This window comes from Candidatus Thiothrix putei (genome assembly GCA_029972225.1).
GTDB classification, from domain to species: domain Bacteria; phylum Pseudomonadota; class Gammaproteobacteria; order Thiotrichales; family Thiotrichaceae; genus Thiothrix; species Thiothrix putei.
Window position 1 is genome coordinate 235,809 of record CP124756.1, and the last position, 18,097, is coordinate 253,905.

14 protein-coding genes are annotated in these 18,097 nt (G+C 52.3%); 5 read left to right on the top strand and 9 right to left on the bottom strand.

The window, feature by feature from the left end; all coding sequences use genetic code 11:
• The first annotated feature begins 1 nt into the window (after position 1).
• Positions 2-598, top strand: a complete 597-nt coding sequence (locus QJT81_01195) for an SCO family protein (protein WGZ94634.1) — start codon at positions 2-4, stop codon at positions 596-598.
• On the opposite strand, the gene QJT81_01200 is transcribed toward QJT81_01195, so the two are convergent.
• The 4 genes from QJT81_01200 to QJT81_01215 all read right to left on the bottom strand — a co-directional run bounded on the left by QJT81_01200 (position 579) and on the right by QJT81_01215 (position 5,457).
• Positions 579-1,361 carry a methyltransferase domain-containing protein gene (locus QJT81_01200; GenBank protein WGZ94635.1) on the bottom strand — a complete coding sequence of 261 codons (783 nt, stop codon included), beginning with the start codon at positions 1,359-1,361 and terminating at the stop codon, positions 579-581. The two genes, QJT81_01195 and QJT81_01200, sit on opposite strands and share 20 nt — an antisense overlap.
• A gap of 219 nt (positions 1,362-1,580) precedes the next feature.
• The gene (locus tag QJT81_01205; protein ID WGZ96441.1) at positions 1,581-3,386 is read right to left on the bottom strand and encodes an ATP-binding cassette domain-containing protein; all 1,806 of its coding nucleotides are present in this window, start codon (positions 3,384-3,386) and stop codon (positions 1,581-1,583) included.
• Between the two features lie 75 nt (positions 3,387-3,461).
• Positions 3,462-4,718 (bottom strand): ATP-binding protein, encoded by a 1,257-nt coding sequence (locus QJT81_01210; protein WGZ94636.1) that lies wholly within the window; start codon positions 4,716-4,718, stop codon positions 3,462-3,464.
• A 61-nt stretch (positions 4,719-4,779) separates the two neighbouring features.
• On the bottom strand, positions 4,780-5,457 hold the full coding sequence (locus QJT81_01215; protein WGZ94637.1) for a YggS family pyridoxal phosphate-dependent enzyme: 678 nt from the start codon (positions 5,455-5,457) through the stop codon (positions 4,780-4,782).
• Between the two features lie 61 nt (positions 5,458-5,518).
• On the opposite strand from QJT81_01215, the gene QJT81_01220 reads away from it, so the two are divergent.
• Genes QJT81_01220 through QJT81_01230 form a run of 3 tightly spaced genes read left to right on the top strand, consistent with a single transcriptional unit; the run spans position 5,519 to position 8,852 of the window.
• Positions 5,519-6,553 carry a type IV pilus twitching motility protein PilT gene (locus QJT81_01220; GenBank protein ID WGZ94638.1) on the top strand — a complete coding sequence of 345 codons (1,035 nt, stop codon included), beginning with the start codon at positions 5,519-5,521 and terminating at the stop codon, positions 6,551-6,553.
• 14 nt (positions 6,554-6,567) lie between these two features.
• On the top strand, positions 6,568-7,725 hold the full coding sequence (locus tag QJT81_01225; GenBank protein ID WGZ94639.1) for a PilT/PilU family type 4a pilus ATPase: 1,158 nt from the start codon (positions 6,568-6,570) through the stop codon (positions 7,723-7,725).
• On the top strand, positions 7,722-8,852 hold the full coding sequence (locus tag QJT81_01230) for a PilT/PilU family type 4a pilus ATPase (GenBank protein ID WGZ94640.1): 1,131 nt from the start codon (positions 7,722-7,724) through the stop codon (positions 8,850-8,852). The genes QJT81_01225 and QJT81_01230 overlap by 4 nt, the downstream gene beginning before the upstream one ends.
• Here the strand turns inward: QJT81_01230 and bioD are convergent.
• The gene (bioD, locus tag QJT81_01235; GenBank protein ID WGZ94641.1) at positions 8,849-9,460 is read right to left on the bottom strand and encodes a dethiobiotin synthase; all 612 of its coding nucleotides are present in this window, start codon (positions 9,458-9,460) and stop codon (positions 8,849-8,851) included. The genes QJT81_01230 and bioD overlap by 4 nt on opposite strands.
• 255 nt (positions 9,461-9,715) lie before the next feature.
• Here bioD and QJT81_01240 point away from each other — a divergent pair, with 255 nt between their 5' ends.
• Complete coding sequence (locus QJT81_01240) at positions 9,716-10,234, top strand: DUF1566 domain-containing protein (GenBank protein ID WGZ94642.1); 519 nt, start codon at positions 9,716-9,718, stop codon at positions 10,232-10,234.
• Between the two features lie 2 nt (positions 10,235-10,236).
• Here QJT81_01240 and QJT81_01245 read toward each other — a convergent pair whose 3' ends face one another.
• From QJT81_01245 to QJT81_01260, 4 genes are read right to left on the bottom strand one after another with little or no spacing between them, the layout of a single operon-like run.
• Complete coding sequence (locus tag QJT81_01245; GenBank protein ID WGZ94643.1) at positions 10,237-11,730, bottom strand: NADH-quinone oxidoreductase subunit M; 1,494 nt, start codon at positions 11,728-11,730, stop codon at positions 10,237-10,239.
• On the bottom strand, positions 11,730-13,265 hold the full coding sequence (locus QJT81_01250) for a proton-conducting transporter membrane subunit (GenBank protein ID WGZ94644.1): 1,536 nt from the start codon (positions 13,263-13,265) through the stop codon (positions 11,730-11,732). The genes QJT81_01245 and QJT81_01250 overlap by 1 nt, the downstream gene beginning before the upstream one ends.
• A gap of 5 nt (positions 13,266-13,270) precedes the next feature.
• Entirely contained in the window at positions 13,271-14,830 is a 1,560-nt protein-coding gene (locus tag QJT81_01255; protein WGZ94645.1) for a proton-conducting transporter membrane subunit, read from the bottom strand.
• A complete protein-coding gene (locus tag QJT81_01260) occupies positions 14,823-18,089 on the bottom strand; it encodes a Na-translocating system protein MpsB (GenBank protein WGZ94646.1) in 3,267 nt (1,088 codons plus the stop codon). The genes QJT81_01255 and QJT81_01260 overlap by 8 nt, the downstream gene beginning before the upstream one ends.
• Positions 18,090-18,097: the final 8 nt, after the last annotated feature.

The following is an 18,097-nucleotide window of genomic DNA, read 5'->3' on the forward strand; positions in this document are numbered from 1 at the left end:
TATGTTGAAACAAATCATCGGGGTGGTCTTAGCTGTCTTATTAGGTGTCGGGGGAGCATGGTTTGTTGCCGGATTTCTCAGTCCAGATGAAACGCTGAGTCAAGCACCGTTACCTTTGCCTAAAGGCGGGGATTTTACCCTGCAAGCGGTACAGGGTGCGGTTAGCCTGAGTGACTTTCAGGGCAAAGTCGTGGTGCTGTATTTCGGCTATACCGCGTGCCCGGATATTTGCCCCACCTCCATGGCGACCTTAAAAGCCGCACTGGCACAGTTGACGCCAGTGGAGTTGTCACAGACACAGGGGCTGTTTGTTTCGGTAGACCCCGAACGCGATACCTTGGAACACATTCAGCGCTACGTTGGGTATTTCCACCCCAGTTTGATAGGGGTGAGTGGCTCTCAGGCAGAACTCTTGGAAATTACCCGCCGTTATAATGCGTTTTACCGCAAGGTGGAAGTGCCGGGTTCGGCAATGGCATACACCATCGACCATTCCGCAATTTTATATGTCATTGATAAGGATGGGCAGGTGCGTGAGCAGGTGCAACACGCCGTGCCACCCGCAGAATTAGCGGCGGCTATACGCCGTCATTTGTAAGTTTGCGGCACAACATGTGCTGATAACGTGCCAGCGAGCGCCAAGGTTCTTGCTGTGAATATTGGCGTTCCAGTGGTAGCACTTCTTCCAATTTGGCGGCTTTGCGGACATCACGATACATATAGTCATAAAAGCAGCGTACTCCTGACCAAGTATCCAATTCCAAGCCTAATGGTGCAAGCCAGCTCAGGACTTCATCCGGCTTTAGGGGCGAGATTGGCGCTAAGCCACGTTTGCCATCGCTGGCAATCTCACCCCGGCGCACGGTATCAAGATCGCCCGCAATCAGCCGCCGCATGACCGTCGAATGGTGATTGAAAAACATGAGAGACAGCCAGCCTTCCGGTTTCAGGCACGATAACAACTGTGCTAACACTGCTCGCGGCTCTGCCAGCCATTCCAATACGGCATGAAAGGTGATTAAGTCGAAGGATTCACAGTCTTGTGCCGCTAATTCCTGCACACTGGCTTGCAATAAGTGAATCGCATCTTGCAAACCCGCAGCGGCAATCGCGGTGGCAGCGCGTTGTAACATCTCGGCGGAAGGTTCTGCCAATACCACTTGGTGGCCTTGCTGCGCTAACCAAATAGCCATTTGCCCCAAGCCGCCCCCGGCATCCAAAATCTTCAAGGGGCGCGTATTCACGACGCAAGGTTGCAAATCGTCTTGCAGAATGGCTAAGCGAATGGCTCCACGCGGGTCATCATAAATGCTGCGTTGGAAACGTTGAGCTAAACCGTCAAAGATTCGGTCTTGTTGCATATCAAAACCTATGGTGATTACTAGGTTGTTTGTCAGGTTTTTTAATAAAATGCCTAAAAAAAACTTGACGTGTAAACCGGCATTAACTTTTTCTTTGTTATGCTCGTTCCAAGTTGAACAGAGTTTTCCGTCTCAGCTTTATGTGCTAGGGACCCCTCAACTGACCATAAGAACTAGCACATAACTTCAACCGGCCTCCATAACGGTAGGCCGGTTTTTTTATGCCTGCTGTTCCAGCATTTCCCAACGGGTAAAAGCCGTTTCCAAGTCGCTTTCCAGGCGCTGTAATTCATCCTGTCGCGCCGCAATTTGCACCGTGCCTTGCTGGTAAAAGTCAGGCTGGTTCATCAGTTCGTGGAGTGCGGCAATCGCCAGCTCCAGTTGTTCGATCTGGGCGGGTAATTGTTCGAGTTCGCGCTGGTCTTTGAAACTGAGCTTTTTGGCTTTGGGAGCGGGTTTGGCGGCTACTGCGACTGGTTTTTCCGCTGATTTTTCAGTTTTTGCGGCAGGTTTATCTTTCTCAGACACGGGCTGCGGGCGTTGCAACAGCCAGTCGTCGTAACCACCTGCGTATTCGCCGATCGTACCGTTATCAAACACGATGGTGCGCGTGACCACCGAGTTGAGGAAACTTCTGTCATGCGAAATCAGCAATAAAGTGCCTTGGTAGTCGATCAGCAATTCTTCCAGCAATTCGAGGGTTTCAGCATCGAGGTCGTTGGTCGGTTCGTCGAGTACCAGTAAATTGGAGGGTTGCGAGAATAAGCGAGCCAGCAATAAACGGTTGCGTTCGCCACCGGAGAGCACTTTCACCGGCTTTTGGATTTGCAGCGGGGTGAACAGGAAATCCTGCAAATAGCTGATGATATGGCGCTTTTGCCCGTTGATTTCCACAAAATCGGAACCGCTGGCGATGTTATCACGCAGATTTTTCTCACCATCAAATTGCGAACGGTGTTGGTCGAAATAGGCGACTTGTAAACGTGTGCCGAGCTTGACCGTCCCCGCCGTGGGTTGTAATTGCCCTAATAACAGTTTGATCAGGGTGGTTTTGCCGACCCCGTTGGGGCCGATAATGCCGATCTTGTCGCCACGCAAGACGGTGGTGTTGAAGTCTTGAATCAATAGCTTGCCATCCCAGCCATAATCGAGGTGTTCGGCTTCGACCACGATTTTGCCGGAGTTGTCGCCTTGCCCGATTTGTGCGGTGACTTTGCCTTGCAGGTTACGGCGTTGTTTGAATTCTTCGCGCATGGCTTCGAGGCGGCGCACACGACCTTCGTTACGGGTGCGGCGGGCTTTGACACCTTGGCGTATCCACACTTCTTCGTCGGCTAAGCGCTTGTCGAACAGCGCGGCTTGCTGGGCTTCGGCATCGAGCGCGGCTTGTTTGTTTTCTTGGTATTTTTGGAAATTGCCCGGCCAACTGGTGAGTTTGCCCCGGTCAAGTTCAATAATGCGGGTGGCGAGCTTTTGCACGAAGGAACGGTCATGGCTGACAAACAGCAGGGTACTTTTGAAGCCCATCAGGAAGTTTTCCAACCATTCAATCGCGGGGATGTCGAGGTGGTTGGTTGGCTCGTCCAGCAATAGCAAATCGGGTTCGGCGACGAGGGCGCGAGCGAGTAAAGCGCGGCGTTTCCAGCCACCGGAAAGGCTGTCAAACAGGGTGTCGGGGTCAAGCTGGATGCGGGAAAGCACCGTGTCGACTTTCCACTGGATTTGCCACTCGTCTTCAGGCTGCACTTCACCTAGGCCTTCTGCCACAATGTCGAAAATGCGGGCAGAAAGATCGTGGGGTACGTCTTGTTGCAGGCGGGCAATTTTGAGTTCGGGCGGGTGAATCATTTCGCCATCATCCGGCAAAATATCGCGGCACAACAATTTCATCAGGGTGGATTTGCCCGTGCCGTTGCGCCCGACCAAACACAGGCGTTCACCCGGTTCTATGGTGAGGTCGATGCCGTCAAACAGGCGATTGTCGCCGTTTTCGAGGTGGATATTGCGTAAGTGAAGTAAAGCCATGAGTGCCAGCGCGGTGTTGAACAGGCGGGCAGTATAGCGCAGATGCGGGAAAAAGGGTTCTGTTACGCATGGCACTCAGCCAAACATCTCCCAAAACGGCAAGGTTTCTATCCCGTCTGCGAAAGGCTCTGACTGATCGAAGGTAATCAATAACTTGCGAGTAACTGCCAGTTTCAGTTTGAGCAAACCTTGCCGTTCCCGCTCACGGTTTTGCGGAGTCAGTTGGTAACACACCTGAATAGCAGTCAATTGCTCCTCTTTGCGGGCAATGAAATCACACTCGAAATCGCTGCTGATAAAGAACAACTCATAGCCCTGTTTGACCAGTTCACTAAACACCAGATTTTCAAACAACGTGCCGTAATTGGCGGAAAAGCGGAATGCGGTTTGTGCCAGAAAACCGTTATCAATGATGTAGCTTTTTTTCTTAGCCTTCAGTTGTTCCTTGGGCGAATAGGAATAGGGTTTGAGTTCAGTCAACACATAGCAATCTTCCAACACGCGGATGTATTCCTTGATGGTGCTGTCATGTTGCCCCAAAGCACGACCCAGCGAGTTGTAGGAATACAGGTTAGCGGTATTGGAAATCAGAAAATGAGCAGCTTCACGGAAACTTTTGGTATCGCGTATTTGGTTATTGGCAATGCAGTCCTTGAAGATCACGGTATCGTAGTAGTTCAGCAGAATGTCACGTTTCAGCCCTTCATCCTGTTGCCCAAACACTTCGTAAAACGAACCGTATTCCATCATCTGCATCATCAATGCCAGAATCTTGGGCTTGTTTGCCAAGCGTGACAGATAATCGGTGTAACCTTGCGCCTGCAAAAGTTCGCTCAACGCGGGTGGATAAACAATGTCACGCACATAACGCCCACTCAATAAGGTCGCAAATTCGCCTTCCAGCAAGGAGGAGTTCGAGCCAGTGACGAAAGTTTTCTGCACTTGCTGGTTATCGTAGATGGCTTTGACGAACTTTTCCCAACGGGTGACGTTTTGTACTTCATCCAGAAACAAGTACACCACTTTATGCCCTGTGAGCGATTCGGATAAATCCAACAGGCTGTAAAGTTGCTTAGAATCCGTGTACAACTCAGCGAAATACGGGTCATCCAGATTCACATACAGGATGCTCCTCGCCTCTACGCCCTGTTCCACAAGGTGCTGGATCAACAGGCGGAACAGCGATGACTTGCCGCTGCGGCGGCTACCTTGCAATACTTGCACCTGTTTGAGTGCCAACTTTTTGGTTAGAACGGGCAGCAACGCACGCGGGTATAAAGTGGGGAAACGTGCTTCCCAGTGAGGATTGTGCGTCAGCAAGGCTCTTTTCATAACGATTCTTGGCAATAAATGAGTATTTTAGAGATTATAGACTGTAAAAAAATTAATATTTTCACCTTGCCCCAAAAATGGCTGTGCCGATGCGCACAATAGTCGCCCCTTCGGCAATGGCGGCTTCCATGTCATCGGTCATCCCCATTGATAATGTATCGAGGCTGAAACCTTGTGAGACGAGATTTTCTTGCAAGGCACGTACTTGCGCAAATACGGCACATTGCTTAGTGAAGTCGTGTTCGGGGGCGGGAATCGCCATTAAGCCGCGTAAGCGAATACCGGGTAAGGTTGCTATTTGGGCGGCTAATTCGGGCAGGTCTTCCGGCGTTACGCCTGATTTGCTGGCTTCCCCGCTGATATTCACTTGCAGGCAGATATTGATGTCGGGCGCATCTGCTGGTTTTTGCTCACTCAAGCGCTTGGCGATTTTGACACTATCCACAGAATGTACCCAGCGGGCGGTTGCTGCAATCAGGCGCGTTTTGTTGGATTGGATCGGGCCGATGAAATGCCACACGATGCCGCTATTAGCGAGTTCAGCCGCTTTTTCGACCATTTCTTGCACGTAATTTTCACCAAACTGCGTCTGGCCTGCGAGGATGGCTTCGCGAATACTCGCTGTGGGGTGTTTTTTGCTTACAGCGAGTAAGTGTACGCTGCCCGGTTCACGTCCGAAGCCTTGTTCAGCAGAACGGATGCGTTCGCCGATTGTCTGGATATTGTCACGGATTGTCATGGTATGTGTTACTTTCCTCATTAATTACGGAACTAAACCTTCAACGCGAATAATAACAACAATGGATATTACTCAACTGCTGGCATTCAGCGTCAAAAACAATGCATCCGACTTGCATTTATCGGGCGGGATGCCGCCTATGATCCGTGTCGATGGTGAAATGCGCAAGATTAACTTGCCGGTGCTCGACCATAAACAGGTACACGCGCTGGTGTACGACATCATGAATGACTACCAGCGTAAAAATTACGAGGAACATTGGGAATGCGATTTTTCGTTTGAAATTCCGGGTGTTGCCCGTTTTCGTGTGAATGCCTTTAACCAAAATCGTGGGGCAGGTGCGGTGTTCCGTACCATTCCCAGCAAAGTATTAACCTTAGATCAGTTGGGTGCGCCGGGTATTTTTCGCAAGATTTCCGAAAATCCACGGGGGTTGGTGCTAGTGACAGGGCCTACGGGGTCGGGTAAATCCACCACCTTAGCGGCGATGATCGACTACAAAAATGACACCGATTACGGTCATATTCTCACCATCGAAGACCCCATCGAATTTGTCCACGAAAGTAAAAAAAGTCTTATCAACCAACGTGAAGTGCACCGTGATACCAAAGGTTTTGAAGCAGCTTTGCGTTCCGCCTTGCGTGAAGACCCGGACACCATTCTGGTGGGGGAAATGCGTGACTTGGAAACCATTCGTCTGGCACTGACGGCGGCGGAAACCGGGCATTTGGTGTTTGGCACCTTGCATACCACGTCTGCGCCCAAAACCATTGACCGTATTGTGGATGTGTTTCCTGCTGCCGAAAAAGAAATGGTGCGAGCCATGCTGTCTGAATCGTTGCAAGCCGTTATTTCCCAAACGTTATTGAAGAAAAAAGGCGGCGGGCGTGTGGCTGCTCACGAAATTTTGATTGGCAACCGTGCGGTGCGCAACTTGATCCGCGAGAACAAGATTGCGCAGATGCGTTCCGCGATGCAGACCGGACAAAATGACGGAATGCAAACCCTTGATCAGTCACTGAAAAATTTGGTGATGAAAGGGCTGGTCGAGCGTGAAGCTGCCCGCCGCAAAGCCGATAACCCCGATAGTATTTAAGCAGAGGGTAAGATATGGATCGCGATGCTGCCATCAGCTATGTGCATAAATTGTTGGCTACCATGTTGGATAAAAAGGCTTCCGACTTGTATATCACTGCCGAGGCCGCGCCTTCTGCCAAAATTGCTAACGAAATGCTACCGTTAACCACGCAGGCACTTAATGAGCAAAACGCTAGGATGTTGGTGCGTGCCATTATGAATGACCGCCAGCTCAAGCAGTTTGAAGAGGATATGGAATGTAACTTTTCCATCAGCCTGCCTGGCAAAGCGCGTTTCCGGGTCAATGCTTTCACGCAACGTGGGTGCGCAGGCATGGTATTGCGGCACATTCCTACCCATATTCCGGGTTTGAAGGATTTGGGCTTGCCGCCAGTATTGCGTGAAATTGCCATGACCAAACGCGGTTTGGTGATTATGGTGGGGGCAACCGGTTCGGGTAAGTCCACCACGTTGGCCTCAATGGTGGATTACCGTAATACGAATTCCAAGGGGCATATCATTACCATCGAAGACCCTATCGAGTTTGTGCATCAGCACAAGGGGTGTTTGATTACGCAGCGTGAAATTGGAGTGGATACCGCCAGTTACGAAATCGCCATGAAAAACACCTTGCGCCAAGCACCCGATGTCATTTTGCTGGGTGAAATTCGGGATCGTGAGTCGATGGATTATGCGATTGCTTACGCGGAAACCGGGCATTTGTGCTTGACTACCTTGCACGCCAACAGTTCTAACCAAGCGATTGACCGGATTATTAACTTTTTTCCCGAAGAACGCCGCAACCAGTTATTGATGGATTTATCGTTAAACCTGAAGGCGGTGGTGTCACAACGTTTGGTACGTAAAGCCAAGGGCGAGGGGCGTTTGGCAGCGGTGGAGGTGGTGATTAATACCCCATTAATGGCAGATTTGATCCTCAAAGGGGATGTGCCGGGGATGAAAGTGCTTACCTCGAAATCGCGTGAACAGGGAATGCGCACGTTCGACCAAGCCTTGTTTGACCTGATTGAAGCGCGGCAAATCACCGTACAAGAAGCGTTGCGCCATGCAGATTCACAGAATGACTTGCGTCTACGCCTTAAATTGGAAAGCCGCTTTGCCCAGGATAATGACTTCTTTAAGGGTTTGGATGAGTTGGCGATTGAGCCGCTGGAGAATGCCACACGATGACCATTTTAAGTGAAGCTGAGATGCGCATCACGCCATTATTGAATGTGATGGTGAAACAAAGCGCGTCGGATTTGTATTTGACCACGGGGGCGCACGCCACGATTAAGGTGCGCGGGCAGCTCAAGCGCATTAGCCGGGAGTCGATGAAGCCGGGCAATATTCGCCAATTAGCCGAAGAGATCCTGACGGCAACCGAAATTGAAGCTTTCTTTGCGGATCGTGAATTAAATAAGGGATTTTCGCTGAAAGGTATTGGGCGCTTTCGCATGAATTTTTATTTTCAGCGAGGGGAAGTGTCGATGGTGATTCGCCATATTCGTTCCGACATTCGTTCGCCGGATGAGTTGAAATTGCCGGAAGTGCTGAAAAAACTGGTGATGCAAAAGGAGGGGATGTTGCTGTTCGTGGGGTCTACGGGATCGGGTAAATCCACGTCGATGGCATCTTTGATTCAGCACCGCAATGAGCATCACTGTGGGCATATTTTGACTATTGAAGATCCGATTGAATACACCTTCCGCCATGGCAAATCCATCATCGGGCAACGCGAAGTCGGTTTTGATACCTTGAGTTATGCCAATGCGATGCGTGAGGCAATGCGTGAAGCACCGGATATGATCATGGTGGGGGAGGTACGCGATACCGAAACGATGGATGCAGTATTGGGGTTTGCGGATACCGGACATTTGGTGTTATCGACTTTACATGCCACTAACGTAATTCAGGCATTGGAGCGGATGTTGTACCTGTTTCCCAGCGAAAATAAAAGTCGGGTGTTGATGGATTTATCCCTTAACTTGCGGGGTATTGTGGCGCAACGGCTGATTCCTGATGAGCAGGATGGCTTGCATCTGGCGGCAGAAGTATTGGTCAATACGCCGTATGTGGCGGAACTGATTCGCACCGGGCAGTTTGGTGAACTGAAAGACATCATTACCAAGGGCACGGTGGATGGAATGCAGACCTTCGACCAAGCGCTCTACCAGCTTTATATCGGTAAACACATTAGCAAAGCGATTGCGCTGGAATATGCGAGTTCACGCAACGACCTTGAGTGGCAAATCAATTTCGGGGCGGGTCAAGGTGATAGCCGCGAATCCCTCCATGAGTTACCGGAGATGGTTTAAGCACATGGGAACTGCATGATTGGAATATCGAGGTATTGTTGCAAATCATGGCGGTTATCCATGCCTGCGATGGGTGTCTGCCGAGCATTGAGGATAATACCCGCAAGTCTGAGCGCTCGGTGTTGAATGGCTTCTGCTATCAGTAAGACATGATTCATACAGCCTACACGGTCTTCTGCCACTAGGATAATCGGTAACCCCAGAATTTGGGCAAGGTCGGCATTTACCCCATCATGTGCAATGGGTGAGTAGAAACCACCCGCGCCTTCCACATGCAGAAATTGGCGAGTTTCCCAACGTGTAGGGCAGGTTGCGGCAAGTTGTTGTAATCCTAAAGTTGTGCCTGCTTGTCTGGCTGCCCTTGGCGGGGCAAGGGCAGCGGCGAACCGGTAGGGACAAATTGTGTTATCCAGGGGCAATCCAGCCGCATCTGCTAATTGCCAAGCATCGGTTTGTTTTAGGTCTGATACCCAGCCTGATTCCACGGGCTTACGGGGGATCACTTCGCGCCCTAAAACACGCATGACCCGAATCAATTGAGTGCCAACCCAAGTTTTACCCACACCGGTATCGGTGCCTGTTATGAAAACACCATTGCTAGTACTCATTCCGGAGTCATCCAGCCATTGAGCAAGTGCCGGGACAATCATTCCCATAGCGTTCCCTCTTCGTTAATAACGTATCCAAAAGGTATCATTTTATGGAATATATAATCTGATACTTACGTCTAGCAAAACAAGTTGATAAATTTACATTATCAGTTTGAACCATTTTGATTAAATAAGCGTCTTAAAGATTGATTGTTAATCATATTTGATTTTGATCAATAAATAAAACGAATGACTTGCTTGGTAAATAACAATATGACAATGAAAAGACTCTCCCTCCTGTTGAGCGGTAGTTTGCTGCTCACTAGTGCTAATGTGGTCATGGCACAACAAAATTGCAACCCTAATATTCCATCTTCCACGCCAGTGCAGCGCTTCAACGATCAGGGTAATGGCACATTAATTGACGTTAGTACAGGCTTAATGTGGAAAAAATGTCTAGAAGGCCAAACCGGTGAACGCTGTACAGGACGTGCTGTACGTATGGAGTGGGATAAAGCCGCCAGTCTGGCGCAATTGAGCAGCAGTGACAAATTTGCAGGTTATTCTGGCTGGCGTTTACCCACATTGGATGAGTTAGGTACACTGGTGGATAAGCGTTGTATTGAGCCTGCGGCTAACCATGACATTTTTCCGAATATGCAGGCGGTTGGTTTATGGTCAGTCAATCAGTCCGATCCATTAGCATGGAGCATGGATTTCGCTAAAGGCCGCGCCTATGAAAATCTCAAAGGCGCGGGTATGTACATTCACTTGGTGCGTAATTTACGCTAACGTTACGGTGACGTATCCGTTGGCAGCATCAAGCTCACCCAATACTGGCTGCTGGTTTCAGTCATATCCAACATCCCCTGTGGGTAGAGGCCGAATACCAGCACCAGTATAACTATCAGCAGCAGGACACCCAGTTCTCGCGGCTTCAAGTCAGGTGCGTCACGGATAATGTCGTGACGCGCTTCACCCAGAAAGGCTTTGCGGTAGAAGTTCAGGAAATACGCCGCCCCCAAAATCACCACAAACAACACCACCAAACCTGCGCCGGTGTGTACTTCCAAAATACTCACAATCAGCAAGAATTCCGCCGGAAAGCCGCTGGTGGCGGGCATTCCGATCCCCGCTAAGCCGAGGAAAAAGAACAGCGATGCCAGCAATGGCATGGATTTCGCCACCCCGCCCAAGCTCAACAACTCCGTCGAGCCGGTACGTTGATGCAAAAAGCCGGTAATCAAAAACAAGCCACCCGCAATCAGCGTAAAGTTCAGCAACTGGAAGATTGCGCCCTGCATCCCTTGTGGGCTAAACGCAGCAATCCCCAACACCACCAGCCCGACGTGGCTTAAGGATGAAAACGCCAACATGCGCCGCAAACTGGTCTGGCTCAACGCCGCCACCGCGCCATACAACACCCCAATCATCCCCAGCCCCACCAGAATCCAGCGGAATTCCAACGCGGCATCCGGCACCAGCGGCAAGCCAAAGCGCAATAACCCATACGCCCCGACTTTCAAACCCGTCAGCAAGGCCACGGTGGTCGCAGGCCCTTCTTGTGCGACTACCGGCAACCAGGTATGCAGCGGGAACAGCGGAATTTTCACCCCAAACCCCACCAGCAACAGGAAAAACACCGTCACCTGCACCCCGTATTCACGGCTACCCTGCAATAAATCGGTGTAGGCAAAACTCATCCCCGTGGAATTATTCATCGCCAGCACCACAAACCCCAGCAGAATCGGCAAGCCACCCGCCAGCATAAACAAGCTGTATTTCACCCCCGCGTAACGCCGGTTCGCACCGCTGCCCCACAAACTGATCAGGAAAAACAGCGGCAGCAGAGTCATTTCCCAAAACAGGAAAAACAAAATCGTATCCAGCGAGGTGAAAATGCCCATCATGGTGCATTCCAACACCAGCAATAGCGCGAAATACAGGCGTGTCATGGTGCGAATCGCGTTCCAAGACGCCAATATCACCCCAATGAACAACAGCGCGGTGAACGGCAGGAACAAGACCGATAACCCATCCACCCCCAAGAGGTAATGAATCCCCAAACTTGGCATCCAGGGGGCTTTTTCCACAAATTGGAACCCCGCCTGCTGCGAATCAAACCCCGCCACGATAATGAGCGCCACCACCAATGTCAGTACCGCCGTGGTCAACGCTGCCAACCGCGCTTCTTTGCCCGGCATGAATGCGGTCAAGATTGCGCCCAACGGTAACATCAGCAGTAACAGGCTGAGCCAAGGAAAATTCATGCTTGTTAAGCTATCCATCAATGTTCTCCCCCTTGAACGTCGCCCGTGTATTCTGCAAACAGCCCCGCCAAACCTTGGATGGGCTGACCAATCAATGCAATCCACGGCGCGGAATAGAACCCCGCCGTTACCGTTACCACAATCACAATACTTGCCATCAGCATTTCTGCCGGGTAAGTGGGGTTGGTATCCCACCGTTTGGTATCCACCCCCGGATTGGCTAAAAACGCCTGTTGGAAAGCGCGTAACAAAAAGCCCGCCGCCACCAAGTTGCCCAAAGCCGCAGCGACTGTCACCAACGCCCCGAAGCGTTTAATCGAGCCTTCCAACACGAAATGCACTGCATCAAACCCCGGTGTTCCCGGCATTCCCACAATCGCCAAGCCAGCCACCAGAAACGCCAAGCCCACAATCGGGATGTAATCCATCATCCCACCGAGCTTGCTCAAGCGCGTGGTGCGAGTCCGTTGCCACACCATGCCGGTCATCAGTAACAAGCCAGTGATCGCCAATCCAAAATTCATCGCCAGCAATACCGCGCCTTCAAACGCCATGCGGTGCAAACTAAACAAACCAATCGTCAAAATCCCCGTATGGCTAATGACCGCAAACGCCAATAATTCACGCAAGGTTTGCTGGCGCATCGCCAAAAATGCGGCGTAAAACACTCCAGTTGCGGCGAACACGGTCGCGACCATGTGCCATTCCCACACCGCATGAGGCACAATCGGGAACACAAAGCGCAACAGCCCATAGACTCCCACTTTCAAACCCAGCAAGTAAATCGGTGCCACTGCCACATTGCCGTGCAACATAAACGCAGGCAGCCAGCCGTGAAACGGGAATAACGGAATCCGTACCGCCATTGCATAAAACAGGGCGAAAAACACCAAGGTTCCCACCATATCGTGCGCCCCAAAGCCGAGGGTTGCCAGCTCATACAGGCTGAAACTCCAGCGTCCGGCATTCGCATCGGCATAATTCCAGCCCAACACCAGCGTGCCAAACACCAACAACAGCAGCCCTACCACCATGAATTGCAGGTAACGCGCCAAGGTCGGTTGAATGTCGTGGAACGTCGGCCAGCGTTTGGTCAAATACGCCACCATGACCACTTCGAGGAAGGACATACAGGTAAACCATAACAAATCCACCGTCACAAACTGACTGGTAATGACGGACTGAATCATCATCATCACCGCCAGTATCGAACTTTCGTGCAAACGCCGCACCAGAACAAACGCCACACTTAATAAGCTGATCAAGCTGGTCAGCAACACAAACATGACCCCGATGCCATCCACCGCCGCGTGGTAGTGAAACGCACCGAGTATCTGGAAACGTTCCGCAAACTGCATCACCCCCGCCGCTTGATGCACATCAAACTTGGCATACAAGCTTACCGCCAGCAACATTTGCGCCAGCGCCATAATGCCCGCCAAGGCCACTGCCGCATTGCCGCGTATCTTAATTAACACCAGCCCGGTCAACAGCGGGAACAGTTGCAACATGGTCAACAACGGTGATGCTGCCGGAATTTCCGAAAATGTCATTGGCATTACCCCTGAAAAATAACGACCAGCGTTGCCAAAATCAGCAACACCAGATAACGCGGTTGAGTGAGCAGGCGTTCAATCTTATCCAAATAACGCCCTAAGGTATCCCGAATGGATTTGGCTTTGCCGCCGCCTTGTTGCAGCAATAAGCGTTGCTCAAACCATTCCAGCCGTTCGGCTATCCATTGCATGAGCTTGCCGAACAGCCCAGAGCCAGTGCCGATACTGCTTTCTACCCGCAAGCGCCCTTGCTGCATGGCTTGCATATCCGCAAGGGTCGCAATGCCGCTGTGATGCCCCGGTGTGCCGCTGAGTTTGTCGAGGATTTGCCCGTCAAAGATTTGCGCTTCCTGCGACAGGGCAACGGTGGGTTTTACCAGCAACCAATCCGCCAGCGGGTCGAGCCAGAAACGTTGCAAGGCCGCATTGTGCAGCCAGCGCCGTTTCCCCAGCCATGCCGGAACAGCGGGAGCCGCTTGCCATTGGGTATGCAATGCAAACGAGGGCGAATGCAGAAATTGATACGCCCGCCACACCGCGTGCAACACCAGATGCACCAGCGCCAAGCTATACCAGCCCAGCGCAATCGCGATCAACATCAAGCCGGTTTGTGCCAAGGTGGAAAACAACAACGAGGTTTTAATATCGGTTTGTGCCAAGCCACCCAGCCAGCCATACAATACGGTGAGAACACCCACCCCCAGCAGCAAGTATTGCAATGCCGGGGCTTGTTCCAACAGTGGGTGAATCCGCAGCAATAAGAAAATGCCTGCATGAACCATCAATGACCCGTAAAACACCGTACTGGACGGCGTAGGCCCTTCCAGCGCACGGGTAATCCACGCCGAAAACGGAAATTGCGCCGATTTTACTAACGCCGCGCCCATCAAGCCAAACGCCGCGACGCCAATCAGCAAACTCGACTGATCCGCTTGCGGCACTAACATCACGTTCCATTCGGTGCTGCGGAATAGCGAAAACGCCATAAAAATGCCCAGCAAAAAGCCCGCATCCCCCAGCCGATTGGTGACAAACGCCCGCGTCGCATTGATGGTTGCGGTTTTGCTTTGCCAGTTATACGCAATCAACAGGTAAGAACTCGCACCCGCCAATTCCCAGCCCACAAACGCCAGCACCGCGCTGCCCGACAGGGCAATCAATTGCATCGCGGCGGTGAACAGTGCCAGCACCATAAAAAAGCGCTGAAACCCGCAATCACGGTGCAAATAATTCACCGAAAAGCGTGTCACCAACAGCGTAATCACTGCCACCAAGGTCGACATGCTCAAGCTCAAACCATCCAGCATGAAGCTGATGCTGGCGTTGTAGACACCGCTGTGTAACCAAGGCAATACCATGACGTGCTGGCTACCGTGCAATAAATACTGCACATCCGCCCACAACACCAAGACCAGACTCAGCAAGCCCGCCCCCAGCACCAACTGTGAACTGAGGCGTTCGCTCGCTTCGCAGCGATTCCAACGCAATACCCGATTCAGCGCCACCAACACAGCGGCTAATAAAGGCAAACCGGGAATCAGTAATAACCAGCCATTAGCCATGTGTCACCTCCGCTGTATTGCGCACCGCAGCGGGCGGCAAATACCCCCGCTGCCCCGCGTACCATTCTTGTGAATGCTGTACCCTTGGCAATTGATGAATTTCGCCCTGCCATTGCACAAAGCCTTTGCCCGGTTGGAATACATGGATTTCGTTACGCTCCGGCGGTTTTGCTGCCAGCAACACCCAGCCATTGTCCAGCAAGCGCCGCAAATAATCATGACGCTGGTAAATCGCCACCAAGGTATCAATCTCCGCTTCGGCAATTGCCAGTAAGCGCATCGGCTCGTGCAATTCCACCATCTGTTGTGCCAGTCCGGTGCGTAAATCGCTCGCGCCGCCTTCCATGACCCCAAACAAGCCAGTAAGGTTGTGAGTGGCTTTGCTGCCGGAACCGAAGTAGCCGTTTTGCATCCGCGAAAAGTAGTAGTCCATCTGAATCCCGACCCCGACCACGCCATTGCCTTGTAATTGCGCTTCTAACATTTTGCCATCGGGGTCATTGTGTGGGTCATACGAAATCAGGAAGGCGCGTCGATCCCAGAAAATCCCTTTGCTCAATTCCCGCCGCCCAATGAAGGCGACCGCACAGCCTTGATGCCCTAATTCCGCCCGTACCTGATCGGGGGATGCGGCGCGACCTTCCACATGCCGCTTGGCTTGACGCGGGGTCAGATGCGGGCTGGCAGAGGCAAATTTGCGGCAACGTTCCTGCGCGGATAAGCGCACCGCTTGCTCGGTGGCTTGCTGCACGTGCGCAAACACACCGCGATGGCTGGCAGGAATCAAATCGGTGTCAAACCAGTCGATGGCATCGCTGGTGGTGTCGTGTTCACTGGCGATGAACCAGCAGCCGTCAGGGATGTGAATACCGTGTTGCGCGACCAATTGCGCCCGCACTTCCGGTTCATTACACATGCTGGTAAAGGCACGCGCATTCGGACCGCCGAAGCGCCCGCTGCACGCGCCGCAACCGTAGCCGAGAATGTGCGGGTTATTCAAATGGCGCGAACGGTGTGCCATGAGCACCACCAAGGACGCAAAGCCGCTGGTAAAGCCGGTGAGCTTGAGGAAAGTCGCGACTCTGGTGACTTTTTCCGCCGCGCTGAAGCCTTGTTGGTTGTGGTCTTTGCTGGGGCATTCCAATACGTCTTGCGCAGTGTAAGCCACGCGGGTTTTGAGTGGCACACTGCTTTGACGTTGTACCTTGCTGATGAAACGTTGGTAGCTGGCGGGCATGACGCTACGCCCCACCATTTCCAGCAAGGCAAAGGGTGCGAGTAACGGTAATGCCAAGGCCGTACCGATGACGCTGTGGCGCATCCGGTGATTTTTCAGCTTGTGCAACCAATTGAGCCAGCGTTGGCGGCGTTGGTGGGCGGGTAAGCGCCGTTGGGCATTCGTGGCGGGAACTTCGCGGAGTTCGTGAACCGCTGTGACCACGGGTTGTGCCAATTTTAACGGGCGGGGTGCATCCAGCCCGCGCCAGTTATTGGGTAAGCCGAATACGCCCGCAGCACCGAAGGTTTCGAGGTCGGGGGCGAGTTCTTCCAGATGGCGGCGCACGCTTTCTTCGCGGTCATCCATGCAGAAAATCAGTTGCACATTGGGCGGGGAAGAGAGGTTGGGCGGGGGTTCTTCCGCGTGTTTGTTCAGCAGTGCGCTGAAAATTTCTTCCTGATAATGGTGTTCATACGCTCGCAGCCATAAGTAGCCACTGGTGTTGGGGTCGTCGAGTTCTTCCAGAATCGCCAGCAGGCGTGTGATGCGCGGGGTTTCCAATTGCGCCACTTGCGGTGCTGCCATGCCTAAGTGTTGGGCAAGGTGGAATAAGCGCCAAGCCTTGCGGTAAATATCCGTGCCGACCGGAATCACGGTTTCCGGCGCAAGGTTCCAGGTTAGGATTTGGTGTGCGAGTTGATGCCAGTCAGCGGGCTGGATGTCTTCTTGACTGCTTAAGAATTGCTGGGCGAGTTGTTGCAGGAATTCCGGCAAGGTGGTGTTGTAGGCGTGGTAGCGGACAAAAAACTCATCCTGATGCTGATGGAAATAACCGCGAATGCCGGTGGTGCTGGCGTCGATTTGCCAGTTGTCGCGGGCAACGTGACGGCAGTATATATGCTCCATCACCAAACGCACCGCGAGGTAATCTTCCATGCTCACCGGTGTGGTTAAGCCGTAATAGCCGGGATTTTTCGCCCGCCAGTTGAACATGCCTGACCAGCCCGGCAATTCCAGCGCCAATACCCGCAAGTAGCCGCCCCAATGGGCTTTGTCGATGCCAAGGCGCATCATTTCTTGGTGGATGGTTTCCAGCGGGTCGTGATGCAGGGAACGCAGGTAATCGTCCCAATCATCCATGCCAGCGAGGGTGAGGGTGAGGGTGGGGTCGTTGAGGGTGGCTTCGCGCCAATAACGGTAGAAGCCAGTTTGCCCTTCGGCTTCGCTCAGGGAACGGGAGCGGAAGGCGGCAATGCCTTGGTCGAGCCAGCTTGCCAGATGGCGATCCAGCAGCGGCAGGAGTGAATCCATCACGTCAACAGCGGTCAGTTTGCTCAGTAAGCCGCGCAGGGTGAGGGTTTCGCCGACTTGATCCAGCAAATTGTGTAGCAGGTGGCGGCTTTCAGCGTGGATGAAGCTTTCTGCATCGGGGATGCTGGCGCCGATTTGCCCTTGTTGCTTGATTTGATCCCAGATGCCGTTAATGTCGCTGAGGCGCAGGTTGAGCAAGGCTTCGGGGTGCGGCAAATCGTAGTGCAGTTCCAGCTTTTGCAGGCAAGTTTCCCACAAAGCACGGATGGCGACGGCTTCGTCTTGACCGGCGGCTTCGAGTAATTTTTCGCGCTGCTCAAAAGCAACATCGGCTTGAAAACGTTCCAGCGCGTGGTTTTCTTCCACCTGCCAACGCATTTGCTGGAAGGTGATCGGCTTAATATTATTCGCCAGCGCGGTGAGGTAAATGTCGCGGTCAGCCACTTTATCTGGCTCGGTAGCGAGTACGCTGAAAATATCGTGGCGATTGATGCGCCCTTCGCGGAAAAACCGGCGGTATTCGCCATTCGGCAAATAGCCCAGTGAGCCACTGTGGGCGTGAGCGGTGCGTAGCGCCTCGGCGAATGGCAGGTATTCGTAATTTTCCAGCGGATTAAAATGCACAAAATCTTGCAGCGGCGCTTGAATCGGCAGCACCGCATTCAGACCGGCAATGGCTTCACGCAAATAGTCACGTTGTGCGTCGTGTGACTGACTGTGATTCGTCATGTGTTATT